Annotated in this window: 4 protein-coding genes; 1 reads left to right on the plus strand and 3 read right to left on the minus strand. The window is 69.4% G+C overall.

The genetic code is table 11. The features are described from left to right. Window position 1 precedes the first annotated feature (1 nt). From AX708_RS20560 to AX708_RS14490, 3 genes are all read right to left on the minus strand, one after another. Complete coding sequence (locus AX708_RS20560) at window positions 2-7075, minus strand: MBG domain-containing protein (protein ID WP_067490290.1); 7074 nt, start codon at window positions 7073-7075, stop codon at window positions 2-4. A 1-nt stretch (window position 7076) separates the two neighbouring features. Then, window positions 7077-8873: a ShlB/FhaC/HecB family hemolysin secretion/activation protein gene (locus tag AX708_RS14485; protein ID WP_197425851.1), complete on the minus strand. Its 1797-nt coding sequence runs from the start codon at window positions 8871-8873 to the stop codon at window positions 7077-7079. A gap of 303 nt (window positions 8874-9176) precedes the next feature. Continuing rightward, window positions 9177-10046, minus strand: a complete 870-nt coding sequence (locus AX708_RS14490) for a hypothetical protein (protein WP_066525382.1) — start codon at window positions 10044-10046, stop codon at window positions 9177-9179. Between the two features lie 257 nt (window positions 10047-10303). Between AX708_RS14490 and AX708_RS14495 the strand changes: the two genes are divergently transcribed. Continuing rightward, complete coding sequence (locus AX708_RS14495) at window positions 10304-12436, plus strand: S46 family peptidase (RefSeq protein ID WP_066525384.1); 2133 nt, start codon at window positions 10304-10306, stop codon at window positions 12434-12436. The last annotated feature ends 83 nt before the right edge of the window (window positions 12437-12519 follow it).

Consider the following 12519-nt stretch of genomic DNA (forward strand, 5'->3'; position numbering starts at 1 on the left):
CTCACTTGCCTCCCGCAGGGTTCGCAGCCCCGCCATAGACCGAACTGTCGCCGCCGCTCGCCACCGGATCGTCGAGCAGCGGATCCTCGCTGATCAGCGCCGCTTCGGGCCGTTCGGGGAAGTCGATGCCGAAGCGGTCCTGCACCTCGCCCGCGACCGGCGGCAGGGTGTCGCCGATCACCAGCGCGGGCTCGAAGGTGGTCGGGTTGTAGAGGTCCGGCGAGACCGGGGGCGGGTTGATGGTGAAGGTGCCCGGCACGAAGGTGAGCGCGTAGTTGTCGCCCGCCGACAGCGTGCCCTGCCGGATCACGAAGCTGGCGATGGTCTCGCCCGGATCGCGCAAGAGGCTGCCGCTCAGCTGGTCGCCGTTGACGAGATCGCCGCTGGTGATGAGGAAGGTCAGCAGCGGATCGGCCAGCCCCAGCGTCTTCGACAGGTTGTTGGCCGCCACCGTCAGCGGGCGCGGGGTGATGGTGAGGACGCCGGGGGTGAAGGTCACCGCGTAATTGGCGCCTACGGTAAGCGTGCCGATGGTGATCGGCGAGGTGCCCACGCCCGCGGTTACCCCAGCCGCCGCCAGTGCGCCGGTGAGCTGGTCGCCATTGACGAGGCCCTGCCCGCCGAGGGTGAAGGTCAGCGTCGGATTGGCGTTGCCGTAGACCCGCGAGAGGCTGGCTGCGGTGATCGAAAGCGGGCGCGGGGTGATGGTGAGCACGCCCGGATTGAAGGTCACCGCGTAATTCGCGCCCGCCGTCAGCGTCCCCTGAGTGATCGCGGCTGTGCCGACCCCCGTCGTCACCCCGGCGGAGGTCGCCAGCGCGCCGGTCAGTTGGTCGCCATTGACGAGGCCGAGCCCGCCGAGGGTGAAGGTGAGCGCCGGGTTGGCGTTGCCGTAGATGCGCGAGAAGCTCTCGGCGGTGATCGTGATCGGCCGCGGGGTGATCGTCAGCTGCCCGGCGACGAAGGTGACCGCGTAGTTGTTGCTCGCCGCCAACGAGCCTTGCGTGATCGCGTAATTGCCGATCCCGGTGGTGAGCCCGGCCGTGGTCGTCAGCGCGCCGGTCAGCTGGTCGCCGTTGACGAGGCCCTGCCCGCCGACCGTGAAGGTCAGCGCCGGGTTGGCGTTGCCGTAGACCCGCGAGAGATTGCTCGCGGTGATCGTGATCGGGCGCGGGGTCACGTTGAGAATGCCCGGCGCGAAGGCGAACTGGTAGCCCTGTGCGCTCGCCAGCGTGCCCTGCGCGACATTGAGCGCATATTGCCCGACCGGCGAGGTGCCGGTCGCGCCGGTCAGGAACTGGAGCGCTCCGGTCAGATCGGCGATACTGTCGCCCGGCTGGAAGCCGGAGAAGCTGGCGGTGAAGTTGGGGTTGGCGCTGCCGTAGAAGCGGGCGACGTTGTCGGCGGTGACGGTCAGCACCGGCGTGATCCGGAAGGCCGCGAAGTTGCCGCCGGGGTTGAGCGCGTCATAGGCGAGCTCGGTCTGGACGTTGTAGCGCCGCGCGTAATTGGCGAAGCTGCCGATCGTCGATCCGGTGGGGGTCGCGGCCCAGATGCCGTAATGCCCGCCGCCGGTCAGGATCAGCCCGGCATCGCCGTGGTTGTTTATGACCTCGCCATTGAACGAGGCAAGATCGATCGCGCGGCCCGTGCCCGAGGCGGTCAGCACGCCGTCGCTCAGGATCACGATGTCGCTGCCCGCGCTCGATCCGCGCTGGTTGACCTGGATCTCGCGGGCGGTGATGTTCGCCAGCGTGATCGCGCCGGTCTGCCGCTGCGGATCGCTGCCGCCGTTGTTGAGCGAGATTGCCACCAGACCGCCAGCGGCATTGATGCTGCCGCCCGAAGCCATCGAGATGACCGATGGCGCGGGCTGGGCAAGAGGCTGCCCGCCGCCGGTGTTGGCGACCAGCGAGACCACATTGGTCGCGTTGATCCTGCCACTGACAAGGATCGAGCGTCCGGCATTGGCCAGCACATTGCGCCCGCCCAGCCCGCCGGTCGCGCCGCCATCGCCCTCGATCGTCAGGTTCCTGCGCGAATCGAGCTGCACCTGCGTGGCGGTCTGCCCCGTGCCGGTGCTGCCGATGATCCCGTCCGCGCCGTGGCGCACCACGATGTCGCCGAACGCAAAGCCGGTGAGCTGACCGGTCACATTGAGATTGCCGCCATCGGCGACGATCTGCGAGGCCACCGGGTCGGGGCTCAGCCGGTCGCCGATCGCGGTCGCATCGAGCCGCCCGAGATTGACGTTGCCGCCGCCGATATTGATGATGAACGCGCCCGAGCGGTTCGCCAGAGCGGCAGGGTCGGCCCCGAACGCATCGCCGAACATCAGCAGGGTCGCGGCGTTGACGGTGACATTGGCGCCCGGGTCGACATCGAACCGCGCGATTCCGCCGCTGGTGGTGCCGCCGATCCCGGTGCTGGCGCTGCCGGTGAGGGTGATCGTGCTCGCGCCCAGCGTGGCCGCACCTCCGAGCTTGAGCGACGCGAGGCCGCCTGCCGCCGCGCCGCCGGTCTGCCCCTGAAGGCCGAGCGCGCTGCCTTGCGCGCTGACCAGCAATTGCCCGGTGGTGACCGATCCGCCGTTGGCGGCGAACGAGGCCGCTCCGCCTCTGCCATCCCCGACCGTGCCGCCGAAGCCGCCATCGCCGTCGGCGCGGACCGCGATGTTGGCGGGCGCGCCCTGCGCCCCGGCAGTGAGCGTGAGTCCGGTGTTCGTCAGCGACAGCGTCGCCTCTCCGCCTTGCGCCGTGCCGCCGGCGGCATTTGCCCCGCCGTCGCCGCCCTGTGCCGATGCGCTGACGGTCAGCGGACCGACCAGCGACAGGGTCGATCCGTCCGCGGTGACCTGGACCTGGCGTGCGGTTGCGTTGCCCCCGGTGCCGTTCGCCGTAGTCGCCCGGCCGCCCGCCGTGGTCTGCACCACCGAAAACGTGCCGCCGGTGAGGCTTGTGGTGTTGAGCGTCACGTTGACGGTGTTGCCTGTCGCATCGCCGCCCGCCACGGCGCCCTCGCCGCCGGTCATCGCGCTGTCGAGCACCATGAAGGCGGGCCCGGCCGTCGGGCTGGTCGAAAGCGCGATGGTGGCATTGGCGGCATTGACGGTGATCGTGCCGCCATTGGCATTGCCGCCGCGCTGGCCCGTGCCGCCGCTCGCGGTGTTGAACAGGCCGAAGGTCCCCGCAAGGTTCGCGGTCGAACCGAGCACCTCGAACAGCACATTGCCGCCGGTGGCATTGCCGCCATCGCCGGTGCCCGAACCATTGCCGCCTTGCGCGCCCGCGCCGCCGCCGGTGTTGTCGAGCGTGAGCGTTCCGCCGTTGACGACGCGGATGCTGCGCGCGCCGCCGGTGGCACTGCCGCCGGTGACGTCGAGCGCGGGGTCGGCGGAGTTGCCGCCTTGTGCAAAGGCGATGAGCGTCGCCGCGCCAGCGACCAGCGTTCCGCCATCGACCAGCATGTTGACCGCGCCGCCAAGCGCCGTACCGCCGGTGCCGCCATCCACGTTGCTGTCGCCGCCCGTGCCGCGCGCGGTCATGAACAGCGAATCCGCCGCGCGCAGGGGATCGGCGAGGATATTGACCGGCAGGTTCACGGTGCCGCGCTGCGCGGCCGAAACGAGCACCGTCCCGCCCTGCCCGCGCCCGCCCATGCCGTTGCCGCCATTGGCGCTCGCGCCGATCCCGTCGGCGTTGAGCATCGCGAAGCCGCCGGGCGAGTTCGCCGCCGCAGCCGCCGGCACGTTGCGCAGCACCGTCAGGCGGCTGTTGGCACCGGTGGAGATCAGTTCGACGAGCCCGCCGATACCCTCGCCGCCCCGGTGCGTGTTCGCCTCTCCGCCGCGACCGATCGCGAGCAGCTGGACCGAACCGAAACGCTTGTTGCTGCCCGCAGCCGAACGGATCCACGCATGTCCGCCCTGCCCGTTGCCCGCGGCAAAGCCGGTCAAGCTGTCACCGCCGCGGCCATTGGCGAACAGCGCCGTGTGCCCGGTGACGTTGAGAACGCCCGCGCTGCCGGACTGGACCTGTCCGATAAAGGCCTCGCCGCCACGGCCGTTGCCCGCTGCGCCATCGGCCGAACGGCCCCCGGTCCCACTGGCCTCAATAAGGAGATCGCCGTTGATGGTAATCCGGGCGCCATCGACTTCCACCTTGCCGAGGCCGCCGGTCCCGGCGCCGCCGGTGCCGATGTCGGCCTGTCCGCCGAGGCCGTTGGCACTGATCGTCAAGGCATTGGCGACCAGCGCCCCACCCAGACTGCCGAGCACGGCGGCCTCGCCGCCCGTGCCGTTCCCGGCGGCCGCGCCCTCGCCGCCGATGCCGTTGGCATTCAGGTTGATCGTGGTGGCGGTGACATCGCCCGCGCGCAGGGTCAGCGCGACATTACCGCCGATGCCGTTCCCGCCGATGCCGTTTGATCTGTCGTTGCCATCGGTGCCGCTGCGTCCGCCAACGCCGTTGGCCGTCACGTTGACCGCGCCGAGGCTCGCCTGCCCGTTCCCAAGCGCGCCGGTCTGTCCGAACAGGGAAAGGCCGATCCCGGCCAGCCCGCCCAGCCCGTTGCCGCCGGCGCCGCCCGTGAAGAGGCCGGCACCGCTGCCGCCGCGGCCGCCGGTGCCGGTGGCGGAGGCCGTCACCCCGTTCACGGTCAGTGTGCCGTTGTCACCGCCCGCCAGTACGTAGATGCCGTCATTGAGGTTAGGATCGGCCTGGTTGGGCGCGCCCCCCTCGGCGCCAAACCCGTTCCCGCCGCGCCCGGGCCCGAACGCCTGACCGTCGCTGCCGCCGCCCGTGCCGCCGAACCCGTCGGCGAACAGGGTCGCCGAACCGGTTATCGCGAGCGTGGCCGTCTGCGTCGCCGAGCCTTCGGCCTGGAGGAAGATACGGCCCCCGCGCCCGACGCCGCCGTCACCGCCAAAGCCGAATTCGGCCGACCCGCCCTGGCCGTTCGCGAGGATGTTCACATTCCCGCCGATGCCGATGCGCCCGATGCGTGCATGCGCTCCGGCAAGGCCCGCCAAGCCGTTGCCCCCGGTCTGCCCTGCGCCGCCCGCGCCCGAGGCATCGGCCGAGAAATCGCCGGTGATCTCGATCGTGCCGCCGTTCTGGGTGACAACAGTCGCCCTGCCGCCGAACCCCTGCCCGCCGGTGCCGCCCGCATTGGCCCCGCCGAGGCCCACCGCGGCAAGCTGCAGTCCGCCGCCCAACGTGATCTGCCCGCTATCGAGGATCGAAACCGTCGCCTCGCCCGCATCGCCGATTGATCCCGCACCCGTCGCATTCGCCGATCCGCCGGACGCACTCGCATTGAGCAGCGTGCCCGCGCCGACCGTGATCGTCCCGCCGCCGTCAAGCACCGCGATACGGGCATTGCCGCCAAAGGCATTCGAAACGGTCGCGGGGTTCACGAGCGAGCCCTGCGCCGCCACGGCATCGGCGAGGACATCGAGCCCCAGCCCGATGGAGACGGTCCCGCCCGCCCGCGCCCGGGCTTCGGCCGTGCCAGCGCGGGCTTCCGCACCGGTGCTGATATCGAAGAACGGGCTGCCAAGGGCCCGCGCGCTGATGAGCGCCGCCCCGTCAATGTCGACGAGACCGCCATTGCCGCTGATCGCCGCGTTGCCGCCCCGGGCAGAGCCCGTGATGCGGCCGATGGTCTCGGTCCCTGCGAAAGCATTGGCGAGGACGAGGGCCGAACCGGCCACGGCAATCGTGCTGCCGGTATTGGCCTCGATCAGCGCGGTGCCGGCGGTCGCATTGAGGACGTCGAGCGATTGCAGGCCCGAACCGCTCACCCCGTAATCCTGCGCGTCAACCAGCACGTCGCCCGCGATGGTGATGTTATTGCCGCCTGATGCGACGAGGTTGGCGCTCTCGCGGCCGACCAACAGCAGGTTGCCGAGAAAACTGCTGTTGGCGCCGACCGCCGCTGCAGTCACCCGGTGCGTGCCGATCGCGAGCATGCTGCCCGTGACGTTCGCATCGGTGATGTCGATGTCGGCGCGCACGCCCGACAGCGCCGAATTGGCGCCGAAAACGGCGCCGGCGCCAAAGCTGATCGAACCGCCGTCGACCGTCCTGCCGAACACGTTATGATTGGCCGAGATGATGATCTCGCCATTGATCACGCCCGCGCTCTGCGCCGGATCGAAGCCGAGATTGCCCCGGAACAGCATGCTGATCGGGTCCTGCGCTGCGCGCGCGACGGCGTAGATCAGGTGGTTGTCGCCGATGCCCTGGCTCGAAGGGCCGCCGATGGTGCCGTCTAGCGTCAGGACTTCGCCCGCTGCTGCGGTGCCGACCGGCACCTGGATCGTGAACAAGCCATTGTCCAGGCTGAGGTTCACCGCCTCGCCCGCGACATAGGCGTGGCTGCCGTTGACCCGGGCGATCCCGCGCATTTCGACATCGGCGGCGACGACCGCGAAGAAGGCGTTCTCCGGCAGCGCCTGGATCCGTGCACCGGGCTGGATCCGGATCCTTGCGGTCGATCCTTGCGCGCCCTGCAGCTGGAGCCCGAAACCGTTCTGCGCGAACTGGTCGAAGCTGGCCGGCGTCGTATCGAGCGTGGTCAGCATCAGCTGCCCGACATCGAAGAAGGCATTGCCGCCGACCAGAATGCCGGTGGGCGAATAGAAGGCGACGAACCCGCCGGGCGCAGAACTGCCGCTGAACTGGACAATCCGCGAGATGACGCTGCCGTTGATCACGGCGACATTGCCGTTGGTGGCCGGCAGGATGCGGTTCAGCACCGCGAAATTGGCCACGAACGAGGCGCTGGAATCGTTCTCGTAATAGGCAAAGGCGTTGGCGGGCAGGAAATCGAGCGCATTGCCCGCCGCATCTTCCTGCGGGGTCCAGTCGATCACCGTGGTCGGCGTCCTGACCCTGACCCTCGTCTGGCCCGGTACCGCCTGATTGATGGTGGCGTCGCCGAAGGTGACGTTGCCGCCCGCCTGGATGCCCTGCGCCTGCGCCGGCGCGCCGCCCAGCAGCAGGCCGAGTGCCAGCGCCGCGCTGCCGCAGCCGACCAAAAGGGATGTGCGCTTTGCGACGGCTTGGCTCATCTCAATATCTCCACGGGAACAGGCGGGCGGTGAGCGAGAACAGGAACCGGACATCGCCCCTTTGCTGGGCAAGATCGGGCGTTTCGAGGGGGACGGCGATGAACAGATCGCTCTGGATCCCGCGGCCCCACGACAGGCGCAGGCCGCCGCCTGCCGACCACAGCTTGTCGGGATTGCCGGCGACGCGGCTGGGATCCTCGTTCCAGACGAAGGCGACATCGGTGAAGACGTAGGGCTGCCAGGCAACGGCGCCCTCGGTATCCGGGCTCAGTGATCCGTAGCGCAGCTCCAAGGAACTCAGCACGCCGCTATCGCCGAGCACCGCACCCGGATCATAGCCGCGCCCGATCGAGAAGGAGCCGGCGGCCAGTTCCTCGAAGGCGGGCAGCGCATCGCCGGTGATCTGTGCCTGCGTGCCGATGGCGAAGGTCCACTGCGGGGCCGGGCGGAATTCGAGATCGGCATCGAGGCGCAGCAGCAGCGGGGTGGGATCGGCCTCGATCCGGCTCGGCGCGGCGGCACCCCCGGCAAGGCAGGCCAGCAGGTTGGGGCGGCAATCGGGGCTTGCCGAAAACACGTCGAGGCCCTGCCGCAGCTCCGCCCCGTAGCGTAGGCGCAGCCGCGGTTCGAACGGCGAATAGCCGGCCGAGCGCTGGAGCGAGCCCTGGTCGGTCATTTCGCCCGACAGCCGCACATAGGCCATCCGCACGCGGTCACGGGTCAGCCCGAAGCCGTTGAGGGACACGTCCTGGTCGACAAAATCGAACCCGGCATCGGCATAGAGGCTGCTCGCGCGGGTGCGCACCAACGGGTAGCTGGCAAAGGCGCTGGCGAAGATCGTCTCGGAATCGACGCTGAACCCGGCGATGCCGGTGGCCGGGTTGGTGGTGCTCCAGGTGAACTGGCCGCCCAGGCGCAGCCCCTCGCCGCCGATCCGGAAATCGTGGCCGACCTGCACCGTCTGCTGCTCTTCGAAATCGAGCGTCGAGAACACAGCCAGCGCGGTGCGGTCACCCATCCCGGTGACGTCGTAGATCTCGGCCCGCAGCACCCCGCCGTAGCGGCCGATCGCGCGGCTGGCGAGGTTCTGGACGTTGAGATCGACCATCGCCCGCTGGCGCAGCACCGCAACCTCGCCGACCAGATCGCCGGGCGCGCCGCCCGCCGCCGGGCGCAGCGACAGGCGCACATCCAGCCCGGGCAGGTCGTCGGCGAGCAGCAGGTAGCGCTCGGCCCGGTTGATGTTGAACACGTCCTCGGCGGTGAGCTTTTCGAGGTAGCTTGCCACCAGCTGCTCGGAAGCCCCCGCCTCGCCCCGAACGCGAACCGAGGTGAGGCGGCCGAACACGACCTTGAAATCCGGGGTGCCGTCGGCAAGGCTCTGCTCGGGGATTTCGACCGTGGCGAGATAGCCGTCGCGCCGCAGGATGGCGTTGGCCTCGGCGCGGATGTCGCACAGCACCGAAACCGGCAGCTCGCGCCCGACATAGTCGGCATAGGCACGCTCGAGCGAGAGGCCGGGGACGCGGCCGAGACCGTCGAAGGCGGCCCCTTTCACGGTGAAGGTGATCCCGGCAAATTCGGGCCGGTCGAGCGCGCAGGGGGCGCGCTCGAAATCGCCGTCGACCGTGAGCGTCGTTGTGCGCTGGGCAGGGTTTGGCGCTGGGGGAACGAGATCGCTTCGGTTGGGCGGCGTGATGCCGGCTGCGGGGCCGGCCTGCGCCAGCGCGGGCGCAGGCAGCATGCCGAGCGCAGCGGCCGCCAATGCGGCAAGGCTGGCACAGGAACGCAGGTGCACGCGCGTCCGGCTCGTGTGAGATTGCAGCAAGGTCCCCCCCAAGATTTGCGGCCCCTTTTCCCCGCGGCTCGCCTGCGCGGCGACCTTGCGCGAAATCCGGACCCTCAACAGGCAATCGTGGCCCGACACCCCTCGCGTGTCACACCCGCAACCGGCGACCCCTCGTTATCTGCAAAACTACTCCGGCTTACAGCAAAGGCAAGCACGCAGCCCCGTATCGCGGGGTGTGGCTGCACGATTGTCGCGTTTGGACAACGATAAAAGCGTTTGCACCGCTCCAAGGGGCGGAGCGGACGGGCGGACTCAGCCTCCGGCGGCGAGCATCACCTTGGCAGACGCGCCCGACAGCGCACCGGGTTCGGCCGGGAGCTTGGCCGGACGGGCCGCGCCGGGATAGGCCTGCTTGAGCAGCGCGAGCGCCTCGGAGATGCCGGCATGGAGCGCCGGGTTCTCGGCCTTGATGCCGGCGCCCGAGGCGGCAAAGGCGCCCATCGCGACACGGCTGAAGCCGTAGCCGTCGAGATAGGGTTCGTCGGCCTTGTTGGTCGCGAGCTGGCGGTACATGACCGCCGAGCGTTCGATCATGTCGGCGATCACCAGCACGGAGACCCGCGCGGCGCTGGCGTCCGACTTCGGCGCCTTGCCCGCCGCGGCGCGCAGCGCGGCGATGATCGCGTCATAGGCCTTGTTCACTTCGGCCACCGGCTTTCCCGCGAGCGCGGCATCCGAAGCGGCGGTGAACAGCGGCTTCATGTCCTTGACCCCGAGCTTGGCGAAGACCGGATCCATGTCGAGCAGCACCTCGCCCACCGGATGGGCGAACAGCTCGCCCGCGGCCTGCTTTTGCCCGGCCGCATAGGCATCGCGCGCGGCGGCGACGTGGGCTTCCGCGACCGCGAGCGCGATCCCGTAGGCGACGGGGTCCGTGGCCGCATCGGCGACCGCGACGCCTCCTTCGCCCTCGCCGCCCGAAGGGGTCGCGGCAGCGCCGCCGCCACCCTCGCCCTCGCCCGCACCGCCTTCACCCTCGCCTGCAGTTGCGGCCGACTGGGCAGCCCCCGCCTCGCCGGTGGCGCCCTCGCCGCCCGCCTCGCCCCCGCACGCGGCCAGGAGCCCGCCGGCAAGTGCCGTGCCGAGGCCGAGCTGGGTCCAGAGTTTGAGCGTGCTGTTCATGGCGGGGATGCGTCCTTCGGGAAAGCTGAATTCGGACCCGCCTCATGGCTTGAATGATAATCATTCGCAAGAGCTGTTTTGCCGGTAATCCGCGCCAGGACGAGCCCCCCGCGGCGCGCAATGTCGCTCGCCGAGCGCGGATGGCGGTTCGTCGATGGAGCACAATGCCCCTTTTCACCCTCGCGCGCTTTGCCCTAACACGCCTGCCTTCGCGCCCGCGCGGGCGCCACCCATTTCGTGAGAGAGGTTTGCCGAACATGAAGAATATCCTGCTGGCCGGTGCCAGCGCGCTGATGCTTGCCCTTCCCGCCGCGGCGCTCGCCGATGAAGGAATGTGGCTGCCGAGCCAGACCGGCGCCATCGCCGAGGAGATGAAGGCCGCAGGGCTCGAGCTTGACGCCAAGACTCTGGGCGATCTCCAGCGCCCGCCGCTCACCGCCATCGCCTCGCTGGGCGGCTGTTCGGCCGCCTTTCTTTCGCCCGAGGGTCTGGTCGCGACCAACCACCACTGCGTCGCCGGATCGCTCCAGTACAATTCCTCGCCGGAGAACGACTACCTCACCAACGGCTTCCTCGCGAAGACCCTCGCCGACGAACTGCCCGCCGCGCCCGGCAGCCGCATCTACGTGATCGAGGACCTGCGCAACGTCACCGCCGACATGCTCAAGGGCGCCGACAAGCTCGATGGCCGCGCGCGGTATGATCGGCTTCAGGCCAACCGCGCCGCGCTGATCACGGCGTGCGAGAAGCAGGCCAACCGCCGCTGCGACGTGCGCGCCTATTTCGGCGGCGCGCAATACTGGCTCCAGCAGCAGCTCGAAATCCAGGACGTGCGCCTCGTCTATGCACCCGCAGGCGGGGTCGGCAATTTCGGCGGCGAGAAGGACAACTGGATGTGGCCGCGCCACACCGGAGACTTCTCCTTCTACCGCGCTTACGTGGCGCCGGACGGCTCCTCGGCGCCGTTCAGCAAGGACAATGTCCCCTTCAAGCCCAAGGCCTGGCTCCCAATCGCCAAGGAAGGCGTCAAGGAAGGCGATTTCGTGATGGTCGCAGGCTTCCCCGGCACCACCGAGCGCCTGCGCACCGCTGACGAGGCGCGCTTCTATTACGAGGAGCTCTACCCCTACCAGCAGAAGATGCTGACCGATTACGGCAACCGCATCGACGAGCTGACCGCGGGCAACCAGGCCGCCGTGATCGCCTATGCCGCAACCCTGCAGGGCACCGAGAATTACGAGAAGAAGATCGCCGGGCAGCTGGCCGGAGCGGAGGCGATCTCGCTGGTCGCCAGGAAACAGGCCGAAGAGGCGCAGTTCCGCGCCTGGATCAAGGCCGATCCTGCCCGCGAGGCGCAATATGGCGCGGCGCTCGCCGAGCTCGACACGCTGGTGGCCGAAGCCAACGCCGTCTCGCTCGCCGAGGTCAAGCGCGGGATGCTCGGGCGTGGCCAGCTCTATGGCGCGGCGCGCACGCTCTATCGCTGGGCGAACGAGCAGGCCAAGGCCGACAAGGACCGCGAGCCCGGCTTCCAGGCGCGCGACAAGGCCTTCATGACCCAGCGCATGCAGGTGATCGAGCGTCGCTACGTGCAGGCGATCGACCAGCAGCTGTGGGCGGACGGCATCGCCGAATACCGCACTCTGCCCGCCGATCAGCGCAACAAGAGCTTCGATGCCTTCATGGACGGCAAGGACCTTGGCTCGTTCTACGCCGGCACCGAGCTTGGCACGGCGGCCAAGCGGCTCGAATGGATGGGCAAGACGCCCGCCGACTTCAAGGCCTCGAGCGATCCCTTCATCCAGCTCGCGGTTGCCACCTATGACGAGGCGATGGCCGCCGAAGCCGCCGACAAGGAGCGTTCGGGCCGCGTGCAGAAGGCCCGGTCCAAGGTCATGGAAGCGCGCCTTGCCTACGCCGCCTCGCTCGGCAAGACGCTCTACCCCGACGCCAACGGCTCGCTGCGCTTCACCTACGGCAAGGTGACCGGCAAGGCGGTCGACGGGCAGGTGTGGACGCCCTTCACCACCGCCGAGGGCATCGTCGCCAAGCACACCGGCCGCGGCGAGTTCGACGCGCCCGACAAGATGATCGAATTGATCAAGGCCAAGGACTACGGCCAGTATGTCGCGCCTTCGCTCGGCACGCTGCCGGTCGACTTTATGTCGACGGTCGACATCACCAACGGCAATTCGGGCTCCTCGACGCTGAACGCACGCGGCGAGTTCGTCGGCCTTGCCTTCGACGGCACGATCGAGGGCGTGGTGAGCGACTGGATGTACGATCCCAAGATCAACCGCACGATCCACGTCGACAGCCGCTTCATGCTGTGGACCATGGACAAGGTCGACGGCGCGGACCGTCTGCTTGCCGAGATGGGCGTCAAGTAGGCGGACAAGCCGGCGCGCGAGGCCTGGAAGGCCTCGCGCACGTGGCCGCTGGCGGGGGAGCCCCCACCCGCGCCATTATGCCC

The organism is Erythrobacter sp. CCH5-A1 (assembly GCF_001557115.1).
Classification (GTDB): Bacteria; Pseudomonadota; Alphaproteobacteria; order Sphingomonadales; family Sphingomonadaceae; genus Erythrobacter.